Raw genomic sequence first — 21,053 nt, 5'->3', positions numbered from 1 at the left:
TATAAATAAAGAACTTTAAGTGATTTTTAAAAGTTTATGCAGCAAATTTAAATTAATAGCTGTAATATATAAAGAGAATAGCAATGCAATAATAAGTCGAATTAGACTATAAAATTAATTGTTGACATCATAAGGTATGCAAGGAGGAAAAACTACGAGAGATTTTAAAAGGGATGTCTTGAATTTAATTGTTGAAAAATCTGGGAAATATTATGAAGCTTTATTAAAGGATGGTTATGCAATAGTAGGAGATAACTATATTGCAATTGAATTGAAGAAACAGCTTAATATCAATAAAATAGAATATTTTGTATTAACACATTTAAGTGTTGAGTATTTAATAGTTAATTTAAATGGTTCTTATAAGTTGGAAAAAATGTTGAAAAGTATATATGCAGAAACTAAAAGGACCAAGATAATATCAATGCAGTTAGTACCCATAATTGAATATTTTAAAAATAAAAATGTGGAGAAAATTAATTTTTAATTAATTATATATAGAAATATGGCAGAAATTTTACCTGCCAGGAAAGAAGGAATTAAATTGAAAAATAAAAATGCAAAAACTATTAAAAAAGATAAAGTATTTGAGGAGGTACAAGATATTTCAAAAAAAGATAATGAGATTATGGCTCCAGCTTTAGAGAAAATTTTAAAGGTTATTAGTGATGAACTTGATGCTGATAATGAATTTACTGTAAGACAAGGATATATAGCTTTGTCAAAAGCGCTTGTATACATATCTCAAGCATTATGTGAAAATGAAGAATTCTTTAAGAAAGAAATTGATGCAGCTCAAAAAATTGCATTAGAAAAGATAATTCCATCAATGCTTCCATTAATAAAAGATGGTAAGATTGTCGATGAAAATTATGATAAAGAAGATCTTTCTGTAAGAAGAATGATGATGGCTATTGCACAAGCTGGAGAATATATAATTTGGAGAATGCTTGTATCTAATATTCAAGATATTGAAAAAGAAGATAATTCAAAGGTTGAAACAGAAAATAAAGAAAAACAATAGTAATTATTGTAAAAGATCATTATTTTAATTATAATTTTAGGAGAATGAGAATGAGAGAACTTGAAGAAATGCTAAAAGATTATATAAACTGCAAGAATATGAATTTCTATGCTGTATCATTTGTAGAGGATCAAGAAAAGCCAAATGCGAAGGAATTAGAAAAAGAAGATATTTTAAAGCAGCTAAAAAATCATACTTATAACATATCTCAGGTCTATAAAATGTTAAGTGAAGGCAAACTCACAGCTGCTGATATTGCAAAACATACATCAATAGATAAATACGACTTATTAATGGATGAACTTAAAGACTTTGATAGAAAGCATAATAAAAAAATAAAAGCTGCAGATGTGGATTTAGATAATAAGGTGAAAGTAGCGAAATCTAATGAAAATAATTCAGAAGAAATGATTTCTGATTTATCAAAAAAGCTCATGGATTTCCTAACTGATGCTAAAGAGATATTGTTAATAAAGAAATAGGATTTTAAATTAAGCTGAGCAGGGTATTTTTATAATAACCCTGCCTATTTTATAGGGGGAAATGGGTAATAGTGTTTGATTTTAGTAAAGTTGATGAAGAAGCAAAGGTTGATGTATTAGATATTAACAAAAGAAAGAAAAAAGTAGAAAATTTAAATTCCAAAGGTGAAGTTTCAAAACGCGTGAATACGTCGATAGTGAAAGTAGTAGAAGGCACTATTAATGATATTTTAAAGATTGAAGAGGAATTAAATGAGCTCTTTATAGAAAGAGAAAATGAAATAAGGATGCTTACCTTAGCATTTATAACAGGTTCTAATGGATTTTTTCATGGACCTGCAGGAACAGGGAAATCAGCATTAGTAGAAGAGTATAGAAATAGAATAGAGGATTGCAGCTATTTTAGAATACTTATGGGAAAGACTACAGAGCCTAGTGAAATCTTTGGCCCTGTAAGTATTAATGCAATGAAAAATGATATTTATAAAGTAAATACTAAAAATAAACTTCCAGAAGCAAATATAAGCTTTGTGGATGAGATTTTTAAGGCTAATAGTGCAGTATTAAATAATTTACTTACTATTATGAATGAAAAGTTATTTTTTAATGAAGAAATTCAAAAAGTACCACTAATATCTTTAATAGGTGCTAGTAATGAATATTATGAAGAGGAAAACCTTATAGCTCTATATGACAGGTTTTTGTTAAGGTGGAATATAGATTATATTAATGAGCCTGGGAATAGGATAACTTTATTTAAGAATTATTTAGATAGAAGAAGAGAAGGTTCTTTATTACAGGAAAATGAAACAGTGAAAACGCCTGTGTGTAAGATAAACATTAAGGATTTAATGGTTATAAATGAGAAAGTTAAAGAAATTACAATTAGCATAAAAGTGCTAAATACGTATAATAAACTTTTAAATACATTACTTAGGAAAAATATTGTAATTTCAGATAGAAGAAAAAATGAAAGCTTAAAAATAGTACAAGCAGCGGCACTTTTAGATGGTAGGGATGAAGCTGAAATTCAAGATTTAGAAGTATTAAAATATATTTTATGGACAGATGAAGAAGATCTAGCTGCAATTTTAGAAGAGGTAGAAAAATTAGCTAATCCAAATAAAAATAAATTGAGAAATTTAAAAGTGACTTTTGAAGCTTATAAAAAACAGCTTCTTGATTTAGAAGATAATAAAGGTTCTGATCAGTATGTGTTTGATAAAACTATGGCAGTAACTGAAATAATAAAGAATATTAATTATGGCGTGAATACCATAAATGGAATTCTTAGCTCAATGAAAAAAGAAGGCAGAGATAATAGCAAGGAATTTAATGATTTTATGAAGCTCTTAAACGATATGGAAGAGTATGCAGAAAATGTTAAAAAGGAAATTGTACTATAAAGGAGATAATGGCTTTTAATTTATAGTTATAGGAGGATTTGTTATTATGCTTTCAGCCAATGTTGAGTTTTTAGATATAATGGATGATAAAATTCATTTTAGCTCTGTTAAATTGGATTATATAGATAAGGAAATTTTTAAAGATGCCTTAAGGGATGCAGAAAAACTTAGGGAAATCATAGAAGAAAACAACGAGAGAACTCCATTTTTTGAGAAGTTGAGCGAAGATTTATTTAATGCTTTATATAAGGTTGCACCAAAAGTTTATAATGAGGAAAATGTAGCTGTTTCCCTAAAGCTTGAAAATAAAATATTAAAAAGATTAATTGATAATGAAAACTTTAATAAGCTTAGGAAAAATACAGCTTGTGATTTATTTAATTCAACTTATGCTTTGAGTATGTTTTTAGATAAAGCTCTTGAAATCCTTGAAAATTTGGCTAAGCAGTCTGAAGAACATAAATTTTTGATGGACAATATAAATACAGCCATTGCCTGCCAGGAGCAGCTTATAGAAGTGAACCAGCAGTTAATGTATGATCCTGAGGATGATGATTTAAAGGCACAAGCGTGCGATTTGAAAAAATTAATTGATAAGGCTGATAGCAATATCTTAAAGGCACAGAAAAAAGGTACAGAAATTGTAGATATAAAGAAAATAAGTGACTCCTTAAAGGATGTTTTAGCAGAGGTTCAAAAAAAGCTAAGTAAAGACTGGGGGGTAATGAAAAGCTTTGTCACTCTTCCTAAAGCTCCTGGAGATGAAAATGGAAAATTACAAAAGGTTAGTTATGAAGAAAAACTTGAACTTGCTAAAGTTTTAACTAAAAGCAGTATTATTAAGCATATTTCAAAAAGACTTGGCAAGATGAGAGCTTATATAGAAGATATTAATAAAAATCCAGGAAAATATGGGATTACAATTGCAGGAGTTGGAATTGGAAACAGCATAAATAGAATTTTAAGCTGTGAAAAAGTCCTTTTATCAGATAAAGATTTAGAAAATCAATTTTATAAAAAATATTTAAATAAAACCCTTCTTCAATATGAAGTGCAGGGAGAAGATGAAATAAATGGGCCACTTATAGCATGTATAGATAATTCTGAGTCCATGAAAGGGAAAAAGGAGTATTTTGCAAAGGCCATTGCCATTTCAATGCTTCAAATAGCTACTAAAGCTAAAAGAGCTTATAGATGCGTATTATTTGATAACACCGTAAATAAAGTGGTAGATTCAAAAAAGAATGAATATGATTTGAAAAAAATAATAGAAATTGCAGAGACCTTTTATGGTGGTGGCACAGAATTTGAGCCACCGTTGGAAAAAGCTGTTGAAACTCTTTCTAAGCATAAATTTAAAAAAGCAGATATACTTTTTATTACTGATGGAGAACCAGTTAAATTTTTATCTATGGAATTTAGAAAAAAATTAGAGGCTTTAAAGAAAAAAAGAAAATTTATAGTACATGGAATCATAATTGGGGCAGCAAATGAAAAGTATATGATGGAATTTTGTGATTACATAACAAGATTTGATGATTTAGCAGATGAAAAGGCCTTGATCAATATTTTTAACAATATAAGTTCCAATTAAGATTGTACTTCTCAAAGCAAGAATTAGACTTATGTGGTAACTTACCGAAATCCAATACATTTGTCTTCTGCAGGACTAGTGAAATTTTCGCTGGAAGGTTCTAAATATGAGCTTGTCATCATTTCAGCTTGTACAGATGTAAAATCTGGACAAGCTGAAATGAAACAAGCACCCATTAAGAACCTTCAACAGCTCAATTTCACATGCCTGCTCCAGAAAAATGTATCAGATTTCTAGTGTAGTGTTACGATTATAATTTCTCAATAGTGGATTTATATTCCGTCTATAAGTTTGATTATTAATTGTGATATCTATAGAGGGAGGAGGAAATGAAACTTGACTATTAGAAAATTAGATGAAAATAGTGCTGAGGTTTTAGCAGAAATATGCATAAATCCAAAGAAAAAAATATTTTTATGTATAGGAACGCCAGAGCATGTTTGGGATAGCTATGGTCCTATGGTTGGCTCTCTTCTTGCAGAAAAAGATATATTATGTTTTGGGACAATGAATGATAGAGTTGATTCTTATAATGTTGAAAGCATTGAAGAGAAAATAAGGAATGAATATAAAGATGCTTTAATTATAGCAATAGATAGCGCAGTTACAAGATCTGAGGCTAAAACAGGAAAGCTAGCCATAATAAGAGATGGTGTAAAGCCAGGAGAAGCTTTTACCAAGAATTTAAGAAAGGTTGGAGATTATTCAATTCTTTTTGGGGTAAATTCAGAGGATATAAATAATAAGCTAATAGCGCTCCCGTTTAGTGCTGCTCTTGAAACTTATAATGTGATAATTACTTCGATATTTAGTTAATTTATGAGTGATTTTTTATTATAATAATTAGGCATTATTTTTGTTGTGTATATTGATTTATATACAGTAATTATAATATTTATATAAATATATTTGTTACACTTAATGGCACAAATAATATAACATTTTTAGTTACATAATATGTTACTTTAAATGTTATATTATTTGTACTTTTTTGTATTTAAAATTATATGGGAGATTATCATTTATATTAAGCATTGAGAACTTTATATTAAATATAGATTTTTGAATTGAAAGAATATATTTACTAACTATATAAATACTGTTAAATATTGATGTGATTTGTTATAATTACTATGTTGAAATTATAACTAGTAAAACTAAGGGGAAAATAAGATGGGTAAGAATGCATTAATTCTAGGAGTGGCAAGTGCAGTGGTAGTTATTGCATGTGGAGCAGGAGGTGCTATATATGCATTAAATGCATCAAGCGATAGTACTCCAAATAAAGCTACTGCAAATTATGAACTTAAGAAAGAACAAGCAAAACAAAATGGATGGAATCAAAAAGATGGTGATTGGTATTATTATAAAGATGATAAAGTACAAACCGGCTGGGTTCAAGATAATGGTTCCTGGTATTATTGTGATGATTCAGGAAAGATGAAATTAAATTGGCTTCAAGATAAAAGCAAATGGTACTATTTAGGATCAGATGGAAAGCTTAGAACAGGCTGGATAAAGGATAATGACAAATGGTATTACATGAATAATGATGGAACAATGGCAGTAAATACAACAATTGATGGATGTTATTTAAATCAAGACGGAATTATTGCGGAGACACCGGCAAAGAAAAAAGAGAACGATAGTGAAGCAAGTTCTAATAACAGAAATGCTCCTATTGTAATAACTTATACTACTAATTCTAATGGTGATATATTGACCTCAAGTTATCCTAATGGTTCAAGCATACAGGTAAAGCTAGGACAGGTTATTAAACTTGTTGAAAAAGATTATAAAACTAATCCAAGAATTCTAGCAAATCTAACTTGCATGAAATGGGAAAACTCAAAAGAAGTTAAAGCAATAGCTGTAGGTGGAGGGGATATACGAATTGTCCCTCGTTATTGTGATTGGGATAGACAATATATATATCACATTATTGTAAGTAATTGATAAAAAGGCACAAAGAATATAATAATATTTCTAATTGAAAAGGGGCTGTCGCACTAAATTAGTGCGCGGCTCATTTTTGTGGAAAAAAAGATTATACAATTAATCAGAAGTTTTATCAATTAAAGCTTCCATTAAATATTTATTATATTATACCAGCTAATGATTCAGTGCGATTACTAAGTCAATTTGTAGAGTAGATGGATTTAAAAGATTTATATTCGACTTATTTTCGAGTAAGAGAAAATCAAGTATCGCCAAGAAAAATGCTGAAGATTATGATTTAGGGTTATATTAATAAACTATATTCATCTCGGCACATTGAAAAAGCATGTCTTAGAGATATTAAATTTATGTTTTTACTTGAGGAGGCGACCGCTCCAGATCATGAAACATTTGCAAGCTTTAAAAGTTTGCATTTTGCCACATGTGCAGAAGAAATATTTAGATTGAATAATGAAATATCTTATGTGGAAGGAGTTGTTAAAAATAATCACTATGAAATATTAGTTATCAAATTAAATACATGGAACAATTGGAATACATTAGAAAATAGAATATGTTTACATAATTGGATTTATTAATACAGACATGATAAAATATAGAAATAGTATATTTTGACAAAAGGGGTAGACAACATGTTAAAGAGAAATAAAGAACTTATTAGTAAAATATTGGTGTTAAGTATGTGCATAAGTATGGAGGCAACTACACAGGTATTTGCAGCAGATAATCAAACTGGAGGAAACAATACAGTAGAAGTATGGAATAATAAGTCGGTTAATGCAGTTATTAAGAATTCAGAGTTTCAATTTGATACTGCTACAGGAACGATAATAAAATATGTTGGTAGTGATTCTGATGTAATAATACCAAGTACAATCAATGGCATTTCAGTAACAAGTATAGGAAATAGCGCATTTAAAAATTGTACTAGTTTAACTAGTATAAAAATTCCAGAAGGTGTAGCAACAATAGAAAATAATTCATTTGCTGGATGTAGTAACTTAAAAGAGGTAAATCTACCTGATACTTTAACAGCTATAAAAGATGCTGCATTTGAAGATTGTGATAAATTGCAAAATATAACTATACCTAATGGAGTAAAGTCTATAGGTTGGGTTGCTTTTATGAATAGTGGATTAAGAAATATAACTATACCTGGTAGTGTTAGTAGCATTGGTGAAGGAGCATTTTTTCAATGTATTGGATTACTTAAGGCGACTATATCTAGTGGAGTAACACAAATAGGGAAAGCAGCATTTGCTAACTGCACACAACTTTCAGAGATAAATATACCAGGTACAGTATCAAGTATAGGTGCTCAGGCGTTTACGAATTGTGGTTTAAGAGGTGTAACTATTTCAGAGGGTGTAAAAACCATAGGAGATGATGCTTTTAGTGAATGTATTGATTTAAGAATGCTAAATATTCCAGATAGCATAGTAAGTGTAGGAAGTAATATATTGCATAAAAGCGAGTATCGTATAATTTATGTGAAGAGTGCTGCAACAAAAAATCTTCTACTTAATAGTTCTAATGGAATATTAGAAAGTCAAATTTACATCGTAGGTAATTCGGATTATGAATTTGATAAAGATACAGGGACAATAACCAAATATAATGGAAACAAGGTGGATGTAGAAATACCAAGTGAAATTGATGGTGTGAAGGTGAAAAGTGTTGGCTGTGATGCTTTTGCATTTTGTCAGGATTTAAAAAGTGTAAAATTAGACGATGGTATAACAGACATAGGACCTCGTGCATTTGATGGATGCAAGAACTTGACTAATATAGATATACCTGACAGTGTAAATAATATAGAGTCTAAGGCATTTTATAATTGTAATAGCTTAACAAGCATAAAAATACCGGATGGTGTTGTAGCACTATCAAAAGGTACTTTTTACTGTTGTACAAGCCTGACAAGTATAATAATTCCTAAAAGTATGAAATCTATAGAATTTAGTACATTTTTTAAATGTGATAATGCTACATATTATGTTCCCAATAATGCAATTAGACAACTTTTAATTAATTCAGGTCTTTCTGAACATGATACTAAGATACAAGTTGATGGTAGAACATTAAATGAATTGGACTTTAAATTTGATGCAACTAATCAAAAGATAGTAGGTTATAATATTTTACGAGATGATATGAATATACCTAGTGAAATTAATGGAATTAAGGTAAAAAGTATAGGTGATAATGCATTTGCTGAATGTTCAACTATGAAGAGTACAGAAATTCCTGATGGTGTAACAAGTATAGGAATTAAGGCATTTTGCAATTGTTATGACCTAGAAGGTATAACAATACCTGAAAGTGTGACGAGTATTGGTGGAGGAGCATTTTTGATGTGCGATAACTTGAAAAGTATAACTTTACCAAGCAATTTAACAAGTATAGAGCCTAGCACATTTGTCGGATGTGATAAATTAACTAGTATAAATTTGCCTAAAAATTTAAAGAGTATTGGAAATGGAGCATTTGCTGAATGTAATAGTTTAGACAATATAACTATACCTGAAGGTACGAAGAGTATCGATAAATTTGCATTTGATAATTGTACATTGCTAAAAAGTGTAGTTATCCCAAACAGTGTGACATATATAGGAGAAAATGCATTTGATGGTTGTAATGATGCAATATTTTATGTAAATAGTGGAGAACAAAAACAGCGTTTAATAGATAGTGGTGTTAATGGAAGTAAGATTGTAGTAGCTAATCAACCTCAAAAAGTACAAGTAACAAACATATCGTTAAGTTTAAATAATTTAGATTGTGTAATAGGAGATAAAAAAACATTAACAGAAACAGTAACACCAAGTGGTGCAACTGATCAAACAGTAACATGGACCAGTAGTAATAACAATGTGGTAACAGTAGATCAAAATGGAAATATAAATGCGGTAGGAGCAGGAAGTGCCACAATAACATGTACAGCCAATGATGGAAGTGGAATAAATGCAACGTGTGCTGTAACTGTAAATGGGCAAAGTAGTACAGGCAGTGGAAATACAGGAGGTACGAGTAACACTGGAGGAAACAGCAGTAGTGGAAATACAGGAGGCACAGGTAACACTGGAGGAAATAGCAGTAGTGGAAATACAGGAGGTACAGGTAACACTGGAGGAAACAGTGGTAGTGGAAATACAGGAGGTACAGGTAACACTGGAGGAAACAGTGGTAGTGGAAATACAGGAGGCACAGGTAATACTGGAGGAAACGGAAGTAGTGGAAATACAGGAAGTACAGGTAACACCGGAGGAAATAGTGGAATCACTAATCTAACAAATGTTAAAGTAGCTGGGATAACTATTGGCGGAAATAGCAGCATCGGTACAAAAGGCGGAACTTTAATACTTACGCTAAATATAACTCCAAGTAATGCTACAAATAAAAATGTAACATGGACATCAAGTAATCCAAGCGTAGCAACTGTTAATGCTCAAGGCGTTGTTACAGCAGTAGCTAATGGAACTTCTGCTATTATAGCTACTGCTGCTGATGGAAGTGGAATTACAGTAAATAAACTTATCACTGTAACAGGACAAACTGCATCTAGCACTGGCTCTGATTCAATTTTGGAATCAGTTTCCATAAGTGGAACAGAGGAAGTAAGCCATAGATTGAAAGCTAACGTAAGATATACAGGAACAGAGCCAAGTTTGGATTATAAATGGCAACGAGCTGATACAAGAGATGGAGATTATACAGATATAAGTGGTGCTGATGAAAAAGAATATAGATTAAAAAGCAGCGATAGAAATAAATATATTAAAGTAATTGTTACGGCAACAATAAATGGTACTAATTATACTGTAAATGATACAGCAGGAAAAATCGATAGAAATACCTCAAATGACGATGATAATTCAGATTCAAGCAATAATAGCGCTAATAATGATAATAATAACAATGTTGTAGTATTGAGACCAACAACGACAACTAATTATTCACCAAGCGGGAAAATATATAACTCAACAACTTCAAGTAGTTTTTCCCCTTCAGTTATTAGGGCGTTTACAAACCCATCAGGTCATCCAGTAAGTGGGTGGGTAAAAGTAAATAATAATTGGTATTACATGAATAATAATGGAATGCCAAAGGTTGGCTGGCTAAATGATAATGGTAAATGGTATTATTTAGATCAAACAGGAGTTATGATAAGAAATTCTTATATAGATGGATACTGGCTAGGTGGAGATGGAGCAATGGTTTAATAAAACATATAAAATGAGTGATGTTAACTAAGTTTTCTCAGGAGAAAAGAGGTAATTCTCCTACAAAATAATATCAGATCACCAAAATATTCAGCAAATAAGTCACAAAATATGTAATAAAGTTTAGTACATATTTTGTGACTTATTTTGTTACCATTAATGTAACTATGTTAGTATCAAAATAAGTAACGTAATATTGTACATTTTATGTTACTCAAATTTTTTATAAAACCTATATTATCAAAAGCAACTCCATTTGATATAATAAAATAAATATAGATTAATATTTAAGTTATATATTTTGGAGAGCTGACAATAATAGAAGGAGGCAGTATTTTTTATGTGTAAAATCTGTAAAGCATGTGGTCAAAGTAACTTTGGAGTAATAGTTAAAAAAATTGAAAAAAGAGCTGCTAAAATTGTTAATGGAAAAATAACAGAGTACTTTAAAGGTTATGAGGAAGTAGAAGAAATAAGGGAAATTAATTATTGTTTTACCTGCAGAAGGAATGTTACGGAGGAAGATCTAAGTGAAGTTCATATATGCAAAGTATGTAAAAGGGAAGCTTTAGAGGTAAATGAAAATGGAATATGTTTAGAGTGTAGTAAAGAAGCTGAAAAGCTGATAGACATATCAAAGGAAGAGTTAATTTTAATGATTTTGAAGCAGAATAAAAAGGTTGAAACTGAGTTAAGTGATATAGATAATTTTAATGAACCCTTGGAAATATCTGAAGAAAAAAAACTAATTGATTCAAAAGAATCCTCTACTTCTCGAGAGCTTTGTAAGTCAGGGGTACATGATGAAGTAGATAAAGTGACTGAGTCACATGAAATAGTTGAAGAGAATCAAAAGAGAACTCAAAGTAAAAAAAGAAAAAGTGAAGAAAAATTAGTTAAAAATAATAGAAAAAGTGTTACAATAGAAAAAGAAAAGAAAATAGCTGAACTTAATGATGAGCAAAAAGTCGAAATCGACGTTGAAAAAAATATGTCTTCAAGGAAGAAAAATAGAATTAAAACAAATAGTGCTAATAAAAGTATTTCAAAAAATGAAGGTAATAGTATTAGCCAAGAAGTTAATGATATAGCTGTAGTAGGTACTGTTAAAGATGAAATGGATATTTTTAATATAGAGAAAAAAGCTTATTACAAAGAAGTGGTTAATAGCACATTAATCGAAATTGAAGACATTATAAAAAGTATGGACAATAAAAACATTATTGATGATGGTATAGGCATATCTTATTAAGTTTAGCAAGGATAAGAAATTAGTATTTTAAAATTATAAGGAGGAAATAGTAATGAAGGTTTTTGGAGCAAGATGCATCGTAAAGGAAGAGAAACAAGGGGAGGAAACTGTTTCTGGAATCATAATTCCAGGAAAGGATAAAGAACCTACCTATGTTGGAAGTGTTATAGCTGTTGGTGATGGAGCTCTTCTTGAAAATGGTGAAAGAGTGGCAATGCAGGTCAAAGAAGGAGATAGAATTGCATACACTACCTTTTCAGGTTCTCCAATAAAAAATGGAGATGATGAATTTATAATATTAAATGAAAGAGATATACTTTGTGTACTAGAAGATTAGATTAAGTTTATGTTAGAGGATTGAATTTATTTTATGTTAGAAAATTAGATTAATTTATTATGAGGAGAGAATTATATGAGATATGCGTTACTTCACAATCATACTAAGTTTTCAATAAAGGATTCTCTAACTTCTCCAGTAGAGTATGTTAAGGCTATTAATGAATATAATAATTCCAATGGAGAGCATGAAATAGTAGCCTTTGCTTTAACTGATAATTCAAATATGTATGGATTAATAGATTATCATAAAGCATGTATAGAGCAAATGGAGAATAATAGTTGTAAAAAAATGAAGCCTATTTATGGAAATGAAATCTATCATATTGATAGTTACATTGATATAGCAAAATTAAAATATGAAGAAATATATCATTTGGTCCTTCTTGCAGCAAATGAGGAAGGGGTAGAAAATTTGTATGCAATAACCACAGAGGCAGGAATACATAAAGTAAAACTTCCTTCTTGTGAAATGCCTTCAGCAGAGGAAGGTTATTTGGAGGAGCATGGAAGAGGAATTATAGCCTTAAGTGGTGGATTATATAGCAAAATAGGGCATTTTATTATAAATGATCAATATGAAGAAGCAAAGGAGTTAGCCTTATACTTCCAAAATATTTTTGATGAATTTTACTTAGAAATATTGCCTTATGATGATTGTGATGAAGTAATGTGCATAAATAGAGCTCTCTTAAAAATTCATAAGGAAACTGGTTTGCCTTTGGTGATTACAGGAGACACTCATTATATTTATAAAGAAGATAAAGAATATCAGGATATTTTAAAATCTATAAATAATATGGAAATTTCTAAGGTAAATAGCCATATGAGAACTCCTGAAGAGATGATAAGCTGGTGTAAAGCAAATGATATCCCCCTAGAGGCAGTTGAAAATACAGGAAAGATTGCTGATAAGTGCAATGTGGATATTACTCCAAAGGATACAAAAAGCCTTATGCCATCCTTTAAGTGCCCAAAGGGATATACTCCTAATAGTTATTTAAAAAAGGAAATGTTTTTAGGGTTTAAAAAGAAATTTTTATTAGGAAAGAAGACAAGCTCTATAAAAAAATATATTAAAAGATTAAATTATGAATATACAATAATTACATCTATGGGATACAGCAGTTATTTTTTAATATTGTGGGATTGGTGCAGATACTGTAAAAATAACGATATTCTTTTAGGACCAGGAAGAGGCTCTTGTACTGGAAGTTTAATTGCTTACTGTTTAGATATAACAAATATTGATCCTGTTAAAAATAATCTTATTTTTGAAAGGTTTTTAAATCCTGAAAGAAGGGATGAGCCAGATATAGACACAGATGTAGCTAGTGTAGACAGGAAAGAGGCTATTGAATATTTTCAAAACAAATACGGAATTGAATATGTCTGCCAGATTGCAGCTTTTAATAAGTATAAAATAAAAAGTGCAATCAAAGCAGTTTTGGCAAGAAACAATGGATATGATAATAAATTCAAGAATGATATTACAAGGAATATCCCAGATTTTTTAGGCGGGGAAAGTGTGACCTATGAGCTCTTAGAAGATATTAAAAAAAATTCCTATAATCATAACAAGTTATCACAAAGAGAAATTAATCAAGCAGTTATTATTTATGATAAGCTTCAAAAGTTATTTGCTAAAGACAAGAAGCTTGAAAAGGCTGTAAAAAAACTATGCGGTGGAATAAGCAAAGTTAGCATTCATGCAGGAGGCGTTGTTATTTCTTCTCAAAAAATAAAAAAGAACATGCCCCTTATGGTAGGGAGTGAATCTGCTGTTTTATTGCTATCGCAGTTTAATATGGAAGGAATTCATTATCTTCATGGCTTGAAGATTGATGTTCTTGGATTAAAGTCGTTGAGCATTATAAAAGAAGCTATGAAGACTATAGGACTTGAAAGAAGATGGTTTCAAAGCGATGATACAAATGACGAAAAAGTTTACCGCTTTTTGAGGGATGGAAATACAAAGAATATATTTCAAATGTCTAAATATGTGGCAACACAAATGATAAGAGACTTTAAGGTATCGGATTTAGATGGACTCAGTACAGTAAATGCCTGCAATCGCCCAGGGCCTTTAGCTAAAGGTGCTGATGGAAAATCAATGGTTGATAAATATAAGGCTGCAGTTATGGGAAGAGGAATAGAAAATAATTTAATAGATTCTTTAGGAAAAGACACGAAAGGTGTTTTGATTTACCAGGAACAGCTTATAAAACTTGGACAAGTTATGGCTGGTTACAGTCTTGGAAATGCAGATTTGAGAATAAGAAAGACCATGGCCAAAAAGGATAAAGGAAGGATAGCAGAAATCAGAAATGAATTTGTTTATGGAAAACAGTCCTTATTTAATGAAAAAGGAGAGGTATGCGGAATTTCAAAGGAGCCTTCAAAGTATTGCACTGGCGCATTAAAGCTTGGTTTTTCAGAAGAAGAAGCTTTAAGTGTTTTTAAAAATATAGAAACTTCTGCAGCATATTGTTTTAATAAATCCCATTCTTATGCCTATGCATTTTTAGCCTATAAGACAGCTTGGCTCAGTTTATATTATCCAGCAGAATATGCAGCAGCATGTATGAATTTTTATGCTATGGATGGAAAAACAGAAGAGATTACAAAAACCTTAGGAGATGTTAAACAGAGAAATATTAAAATTTTTCATCCTGATATAAATGAATCTAAGGCAGATTTTAATGTTAGTTTAAACAATGGAGATAAAAGTATAAGGTTTGGCCTTCTTGGAATAAAAGAAATAGGAAAAACTGTTCTTGATTCAGTTAGAGTTTTAATAAAAATTGATGGACCATTTACCTCTTTTGATGATTTTTTAAAAAGGACTTTAGATGATGTAAATAATGGTACCTTAAGAAAAGAACTTAGTAAAAACTATGCTAATGTCACACGAAAGCGTGATAAAAATGGAAAAATAGTGATAAATGTGAGAAATCCATTTTCTAAAAGAAATGTGACAGCTCTTATTAAAGCTGGAGCTTTTGATAGGTTTGAACCTAACAGGTACAAATTATTTAACGATTTTATAAAGTTTAGAAATAAAAAGAAGGAATTAGAAAGTGAGTTATTAGAAGAAAAAAACTTTAATAGAGAGAAAAAATTACAATGGGAGCTAGAAACTTTGGGATATAATGCTTCAGGAGACGTAAGATCATGAGGAACTGAAGCTTTTGATAAAATAAAATTTTAGGAGAGTTTTTATAAAATGAAGGATTATTTTAAAAGTGCAGTGGCCTATTATTTTAAATATCTTGTTGGAGAGGGCTATAATGATCCTGTTCAAGTAATCATATATGATTTTCTTGAAACAATTAAAATTACAAAAGAGCAGCAAGATTTTATGATAAATAGTTTTGATATAAACAAAAAAGATATTTTCAATTTATTAATTTTAATAGAAAAGATGAAATCAGATAAAAAAATAGATGAGGAGTCTTTGGATCTAATTGCTGATTATATAAAGCATTTGTAAAACTTCTCTAAAACGAAAATTTGGGATATTTTTGCTTTAAGAAAGGAATAGATGTAATAATGAAGAACAACGAGGAAAATTTTAATTCTTTACATATTGTGAATAAAGGGATTGAAGATAAATATTTTGCTAATGGTGAAATTATACAAAAGATTTTTGATGTTGTAAGGAAGAATTTTATACTCAAGGATTCATTATTTGGCAATTATGCAGCTGATACAATAATTGCTATTAACTTGAATGAATCTAAACTCAGTATTATAGAAGAAAGAATAAAAGAATTTTACGATAGAAATGGTGCGGATTTTTATGATATATACTTAACGCTTTATGAAAAGACAAATGATGATATGATAAATAATACGTTACTTGAAAAGGAAATTCAAATAATTAAACCGAGAAAAATTATATATCTTGGATTTGATAATTGCTCTGGACCAGCTTTATCTGAGAAAGAATTAGAAATATTAGTTTCTGGAATAAGTGATTTCAATAAAAAAGACACACCAGAATATAAATATGTTAATGATAAATTTAAGCTTCTAATGGAATATGCTGCTTTAGAAAATAAAATGGGTAATATAAGCTAATGGAGGACTATTATGATTCAGTCAACTTATACAAATAAAGAATGGGAAGATAAAGAAAATGAATATCTTTTAAAAATTAATTCCATAGTCATTCCATTAAAGGCAACACCAATTGAAGTTATGGGAATTGTAAGCAGGCTGGACAACCTTCACACAGAAGCAAGCTTTGATTATTCAAATTTTAAACGAAAGCTGGAGCTTGCTAATATGGATTTAAGGAATGCAGAAATTGAATACTTTTCTATAATTAAGCATCAGCAACAAAACTTAGGGTATAAGGTTACAGAGAATGATATAAAAGGGTTAGTTAAAAGTTATATTTCTAATAATATTATTAATGGATATTCCTCTGATTTATATACTTTAGTAAAATATTATATTTTCAGAACGACATTTATGGATCAGGTACTTAAATCCATATTGGAAAAGAAACAAAGTATAAATATTATAAAGACAATGATAGAAACATACAATAATAAGAATAATTAGAAAAAAATATATAAAATGTTATTGTAATACAAAAATAAAAGTGTTATAATAAATATGCAATACACCATAAAGCCCATCAACGGGCACCGTATCCCTATAAGTATAGATGATGAAGTTTTTGAAGTTTAAAGTCGATTTCGACACATAGTTTTTCAATTTTAAACTCTATAGAAACGTTGAATCTCATCCATTTTTATTCGTTATCTATAATATACCTTGAAAGCTAAAGTAAATGTATTAATAATATGTTCTTTGGCTTTCATCTCCCACAAAAATTGAATTTATGCTGCTAATATTTATTTATGTATTCTATCCATAAATTTAAACGCATTAAACTCCTATTAAGTAAGCACATAATGTTAATAATCTCTCTTTCTATAAATATAGCAGCTAAATATATAAATAAGTATCACAGAATAGCCAAAAAATAAATCGTTTTGTGATGCTTATTTTATTTTGTAATATATGTTAATTTAAAAAATATAGTTAATTATTCCATATTTCAACAAATTAAACAAATAATTTTATTTATTTATTTAATTTAATATTATAAATCTCAAAAAAACAAAATTATCGCCCTATATTATTTACAAAAAAGGAAAAAATATTACATTATGAAAGCTGAATTATTATATAGGGATATATTTATTGTGAGAGAGAATTATATTCAAGAGTAAAATAAATCTAGTTTGATTTTTGATGAAACAAGTAAAAATAGCTTTACTAAAAAGTGTGTTTTCGGGAAATGTAAATTTCCCGAAATAAAACATTAGCATTTTTCAATGGTTTGAGCGGAATTCTAAAAAATTAAATAAAGAGGCTCTTTTCTTCGAAATCGACCATGTATGAATTGTAGCAAATTTTTGGATTTGAAAATTAAATAATACTGAGACAAGGTAGTTTGAAAAAAATATAAATTTAAAAAGATTTCTATTTCGTTATAGGGAAAGTTTAATATATATAGCTAAATATGTATATATATTTAATCAATTAAATTATATAGAAGAAATTACTTTCAATATAAAATTTGACAGAAATAACTATATTATTCTATGTAAATGTAATATAATAAAAATATAGGTATGCAAAAAGCATATGAATAGATAACAATTCCAGGGCGGAACAGATTCGTCTGATTACGAAGAGTTACTAAAACTAATAGAAGGTGAATATTGTGGCTGATAACAGCACTATATTACAAGAAGAACAAACATCAAAGGTACTTACAAATAATTTATTGCTACGCGATAGTTTTGATGATAGCGGAGCATTAATGGCTATTAAATTTGGAGGAGATATTCAAGAGTCAGATGGAGAGGATGCTAATTTTACTTTAAGGTTTAAAGCAACTGCGGCTCAGGGTAATTTTGCTATTGATAGACATTTGCTAAACTTTGTATGTACAGCAGATGATAGTGGCGCAGTTCCTGCCATTACTTTTAATGATTATAAAATATGGAACGAAACAAATGATGGTCCAAATTCAGGACTAAATGCAGATTTACTTGACGGTAGACATGCTACTGAATTTAAAGATAGGTATGGTTATCATCATTTTCTTCATCAGGTAAACAAAGATCCTAAAACAACTGATGAAAAGAATTGGGTTAAAATAGCTACCTTTACTACAAGAAGAATTATGGGGAATAGATCAGATTTAGACTATACTCATGAGGGAAAACCAGCTTATGGAGGCGTATTTGAATACAGTGGAAATGGTGTCTTTGGAGTAGATCCTAAAGATGTTGTGGTTCCAGGAGGAAATGTAACTATTCCTGCGAAAAATATAAATTCTTTAAATCAAGCTCTTGCAACAATGGATATAAGAGATCAATTTAAAGCAAATACTCCACCATTCTTAGACGAATACGACCCAGATGTATTTCATACAACTAACCTCTTAACAGAAGGTGTGTACAATGGAGCTTTAAGAGGCTGCGTTACTTTACTTAAAAATGATAATGCAACAACTTTTGATTTCCATGTTGGATTATTTGAAGATCCATTATATACAAAAGATACTACAATGACTGATGCTTGGAATGGCATAAGAAAATATTTTTATGTAAGTTTACATGATGAAACCTTGCCATTTTTATCAGAAAAAGATGTCTATACTACCCCTAGTTATGAGGATATGGACTCTAATTTAAACAAAGGCTATACCAAGGATGATAAAAGAAATTGGGATACAGATGATGAAAATGGAGATAAAGATGCTTCGGGTGCAGTTATTGATGGATATTCTGCAAGCTATCCTAATTTCCCGCAATATAGCTGGAGTTATAGCGGCAATACAGGAACAAAAAATTATCAAAATGATGTTACAAATGAATTATCTGGTGGTACTAAAAGCGCAATGGCAAACTTGTATTTTACCAAACCTGATGTGGAAAAAGCTAAAAGGTTAAGAGAGTTAAAGTTAGCTTATGGTAATGATTATAAACTAGCTTTAGAAAGTGAACTTGCACGTTTGAAGGATTTAGGTCTTGCTATGGCAGATGGAGATACTGATGCAGATTCAAGTGAAGGTGGAAATTCGGGTTCAGATCCAAGTAATGGTGGAGGATCTTCAGATGGTGGCAATTCTAGTAATGCAAACTTCAATTTTACTGAGGTAAGTCAGTTAAAAACTCTTATTGATAAAGGAAGTGACACTGATTTTAAAGATGATCCTATTTCTCCCTTGAAATATAGAGACGAAGATGTTGAAGCGATTAAAGATGTGCATACTGGTCCATTATCAAGAATAGATCTAGAAACTAAAATTCGTGGTAATTACCAAGAATTACCAAAAACTATTCAAGAAGCTGAGCCATATAATGAAACAAAGAGAATGAGAAAGCCATTTCCAAAGAATAATGATGCAGATCAAGGGGATAAATATCAAACTTATATTGATATTATGAGATTATATCATGTAAATACAATAGTTGAGTCTCTTGATGGACTTCAAGTGGTAACACATATATTTGAATTATATATGGCTATAGATGAAAAAACAGAAATAAGAATTCAGCCATATATGTCAAGTGCATGTCTTATGTATAACTTTAATGAATGTGTACCAACAGGAGAAATGCCAGCTGAAACACGTTATATAAGACCAAAATCTATATATGATAATAGATATGCAAGTGTTCGACACAGGCATTATGACTATGAAAGAAGAATTTGGGAATTGACCTTAGAAGCAGATCAAATTTGGAAGAACTTTAAGAATTATGTAGCAATTGATCAAGGAATGGATAATGCAAATAAAGTAATGCTTACAGATAAAGAAGGAAAAGTTTATGCTGCTGATGATAATATGGTAAGACATTGTGAGCCAACAGATATAAATCCAGATACAGGAGAAGCGCCAAGAAGAAAAGGTTCAAGGGTTCTTGTAACAGGTGATCCTCAAGCTAGGACAATAGAAAATTGTAAAAGTTCTATAAGCACTTCTTGCGTTGAAGAAAGTAGTATTACAATAACAGAACTCAATCGCTTGAAAGGTATCAAGGGAAATATTCAAGATCAAATAAACGATTTATTGGCTGCAGTAAATGATGAAGTTTCGAAAATATGGACAGACATTGGAGATGTATGGGAGGTATTGAAAAAAATAAAGGGATTGCTTGAAGATTTAGTAACTGCATTAAATGCAGCATTAGGCAATTTCGTAAAGAAAACTGGAGATACTATGAATGGATCTTTGTGGATTCAATATGATGGGAAGGCATTAAAAAATGGGGCACCTCAAAAATATGATGAGAAAAATACATTATATGGATTAGGAAACGAAACTTTCTGTGGAGTAAAATTCTATAGTACTGCTTCTGATGCAAAATGTGGTGGATATTTATATGGTGCAACTAATAAGACAAGTGTAGGGTTAGGCGTTCAAAGATATAAAGGGCAAGATAGAGATGCAGATTGGGCTATAGCGCTTATAGCAGAAGAGAACGTAGATGGTCAGAGCTTACCTCTTAGGTGCAATTTTAATTTTAATAGAATAACTTTCGCAATAGATGGTAGAGATAATACGAAATTAGATGCAAATGGTAAAGAGATTCCTGCTAATACTTTTTCAATAGATTTTAAAAAGCTTTATGATTGGTATAATAGCACTCATACGGAAACATTAGATTAGTTTCTTCAATTGTTCTTTGCAATAGAAGAGACGCTATTGCAAAGAATTTAATATTTTTAGGGAGATGATA

Annotated in this window: 17 protein-coding genes; 16 read left to right on the top strand and 1 reads right to left on the bottom strand. The window is 29.9% G+C overall.

Annotated elements, in window-relative coordinates:
• Positions 1 to 136 precede the first annotated feature (136 nt).
• The 5 genes from L3B98_RS21445 to L3B98_RS21425 all read left to right on the top strand — a co-directional run bounded on the left by L3B98_RS21445 (position 137) and on the right by L3B98_RS21425 (position 4,506).
• Complete coding sequence (locus tag L3B98_RS21445) at positions 137 to 487, top strand: hypothetical protein (protein WP_238918183.1); 351 nt, start codon at positions 137 to 139, stop codon at positions 485 to 487.
• A gap of 57 nt (positions 488 to 544) precedes the next feature.
• Positions 545 to 1,024 (top strand): hypothetical protein, encoded by a 480-nt coding sequence (locus tag L3B98_RS21440; protein ID WP_238918182.1) that lies wholly within the window; start codon positions 545 to 547, stop codon positions 1,022 to 1,024.
• Between the two features lie 50 nt (positions 1,025 to 1,074).
• Positions 1,075 to 1,506, top strand: a complete 432-nt coding sequence (locus tag L3B98_RS21435) for a hypothetical protein (RefSeq protein ID WP_238918181.1) — start codon at positions 1,075 to 1,077, stop codon at positions 1,504 to 1,506.
• 71 nt (positions 1,507 to 1,577) lie between these two features.
• Complete coding sequence (locus L3B98_RS29170) at positions 1,578 to 2,912, top strand: AAA family ATPase (protein WP_238918180.1); 1,335 nt, start codon at positions 1,578 to 1,580, stop codon at positions 2,910 to 2,912.
• Positions 2,913 to 2,958: 46 nt separating this feature from the next.
• Positions 2,959 to 4,506, top strand: coding sequence for a VWA domain-containing protein (locus tag L3B98_RS21425; RefSeq protein ID WP_238918179.1), 1,548 nt, complete (start codon positions 2,959 to 2,961; stop codon positions 4,504 to 4,506).
• A gap of 41 nt (positions 4,507 to 4,547) precedes the next feature.
• Here L3B98_RS21425 and L3B98_RS29005 read toward each other — a convergent pair whose 3' ends face one another.
• Positions 4,548 to 4,682: a hypothetical protein gene (locus L3B98_RS29005; protein ID WP_275298475.1), complete on the bottom strand. Its 135-nt coding sequence runs from the start codon at positions 4,680 to 4,682 to the stop codon at positions 4,548 to 4,550.
• 160 nt (positions 4,683 to 4,842) lie between these two features.
• On the opposite strand from L3B98_RS29005, the gene L3B98_RS21420 reads away from it, so the two are divergent.
• From L3B98_RS21420 to L3B98_RS21370, 11 genes are all read left to right on the top strand, one after another.
• Positions 4,843 to 5,322: a DUF1256 domain-containing protein gene (locus L3B98_RS21420; RefSeq protein WP_238918178.1), complete on the top strand. Its 480-nt coding sequence runs from the start codon at positions 4,843 to 4,845 to the stop codon at positions 5,320 to 5,322.
• Between the two features lie 357 nt (positions 5,323 to 5,679).
• A complete protein-coding gene (locus L3B98_RS21415; protein ID WP_238918177.1) occupies positions 5,680 to 6,462 on the top strand; it encodes a hypothetical protein in 783 nt (260 codons plus the stop codon).
• A gap of 290 nt (positions 6,463 to 6,752) precedes the next feature.
• A complete protein-coding gene (locus tag L3B98_RS29165; RefSeq protein WP_343073703.1) occupies positions 6,753 to 7,043 on the top strand; it encodes a transposase in 291 nt (96 codons plus the stop codon).
• 54 nt (positions 7,044 to 7,097) lie between these two features.
• A complete protein-coding gene (locus L3B98_RS21405) occupies positions 7,098 to 10,688 on the top strand; it encodes a leucine-rich repeat protein (RefSeq protein ID WP_238918176.1) in 3,591 nt (1,196 codons plus the stop codon).
• A 340-nt stretch (positions 10,689 to 11,028) separates the two neighbouring features.
• The gene (locus tag L3B98_RS21400; protein WP_238918175.1) at positions 11,029 to 11,940 is read left to right on the top strand and encodes a hypothetical protein; all 912 of its coding nucleotides are present in this window, start codon (positions 11,029 to 11,031) and stop codon (positions 11,938 to 11,940) included.
• A 52-nt stretch (positions 11,941 to 11,992) separates the two neighbouring features.
• Entirely contained in the window at positions 11,993 to 12,277 is a 285-nt protein-coding gene (locus tag L3B98_RS21395; protein WP_238918174.1) for a co-chaperone GroES, read from the top strand.
• 75 nt (positions 12,278 to 12,352) lie between these two features.
• Positions 12,353 to 15,454 carry a DNA polymerase III subunit alpha gene (gene dnaE, locus L3B98_RS21390; RefSeq protein ID WP_238918173.1) on the top strand — a complete coding sequence of 1,034 codons (3,102 nt, stop codon included), beginning with the start codon at positions 12,353 to 12,355 and terminating at the stop codon, positions 15,452 to 15,454.
• A gap of 48 nt (positions 15,455 to 15,502) precedes the next feature.
• Positions 15,503 to 15,769, top strand: a complete 267-nt coding sequence (locus tag L3B98_RS21385) for a hypothetical protein (protein WP_015395952.1) — start codon at positions 15,503 to 15,505, stop codon at positions 15,767 to 15,769.
• Positions 15,770 to 15,828: 59 nt separating this feature from the next.
• Positions 15,829 to 16,359: a hypothetical protein gene (locus L3B98_RS21380; protein WP_238918172.1), complete on the top strand. Its 531-nt coding sequence runs from the start codon at positions 15,829 to 15,831 to the stop codon at positions 16,357 to 16,359.
• A gap of 12 nt (positions 16,360 to 16,371) precedes the next feature.
• A complete protein-coding gene (locus L3B98_RS21375; RefSeq protein WP_238918171.1) occupies positions 16,372 to 16,848 on the top strand; it encodes a hypothetical protein in 477 nt (158 codons plus the stop codon).
• A 1,174-nt stretch (positions 16,849 to 18,022) separates the two neighbouring features.
• Positions 18,023 to 20,983, top strand: coding sequence for a hypothetical protein (locus L3B98_RS21370; protein WP_238918170.1), 2,961 nt, complete (start codon positions 18,023 to 18,025; stop codon positions 20,981 to 20,983).
• The last annotated feature ends 70 nt before the right edge of the window (positions 20,984 to 21,053 follow it).

The sequence above is a fragment of the Clostridium sp. YIM B02555 genome, assembly GCF_022320955.1.
In the GTDB taxonomy this organism is placed as follows: Bacteria; Bacillota; Clostridia; order Clostridiales; family Clostridiaceae; genus Clostridium; species Clostridium saccharoperbutylacetonicum.
Note: the sequence above shows the minus strand (reverse complement) of the source record. Positions and strands in the feature narration are given on the sequence as shown.

Excerpts from the sequence above, each read along its gene's own strand:
- L3B98_RS21400 (WP_238918175.1), top strand. The coding sequence starts at position 11,029 with ATGTGTAAAATCTGTAAAGCATGTGGTCAAAGTAACTTTGGAGTAATA.
- L3B98_RS21415 (WP_238918177.1), top strand. The coding sequence starts at position 5,680 with ATGGGTAAGAATGCATTAATTCTAGGAGTGGCAAGTGCAGTGGTAGTT.
- L3B98_RS29005 (WP_275298475.1), bottom strand. The coding sequence starts at position 4,682 with ATGGGTGCTTGTTTCATTTCAGCTTGTCCAGATTTTACATCTGTACAA.
- L3B98_RS21380 (WP_238918172.1), top strand. The coding sequence starts at position 15,829 with ATGAAGAACAACGAGGAAAATTTTAATTCTTTACATATTGTGAATAAA.
- L3B98_RS21385 (WP_015395952.1), top strand. The coding sequence starts at position 15,503 with ATGAAGGATTATTTTAAAAGTGCAGTGGCCTATTATTTTAAATATCTT.
- L3B98_RS21445 (WP_238918183.1), top strand. The coding sequence starts at position 137 with ATGCAAGGAGGAAAAACTACGAGAGATTTTAAAAGGGATGTCTTGAAT.
- L3B98_RS21395 (WP_238918174.1), top strand. The coding sequence starts at position 11,993 with ATGAAGGTTTTTGGAGCAAGATGCATCGTAAAGGAAGAGAAACAAGGG.
- L3B98_RS21375 (WP_238918171.1), top strand. The coding sequence starts at position 16,372 with ATGATTCAGTCAACTTATACAAATAAAGAATGGGAAGATAAAGAAAAT.
- L3B98_RS21405 (WP_238918176.1), top strand. The coding sequence starts at position 7,098 with ATGTTAAAGAGAAATAAAGAACTTATTAGTAAAATATTGGTGTTAAGT.
- L3B98_RS21435 (WP_238918181.1), top strand. The coding sequence starts at position 1,075 with ATGAGAGAACTTGAAGAAATGCTAAAAGATTATATAAACTGCAAGAAT.
- dnaE (WP_238918173.1), top strand. The coding sequence starts at position 12,353 with ATGAGATATGCGTTACTTCACAATCATACTAAGTTTTCAATAAAGGAT.
- L3B98_RS21425 (WP_238918179.1), top strand. The coding sequence starts at position 2,959 with ATGCTTTCAGCCAATGTTGAGTTTTTAGATATAATGGATGATAAAATT.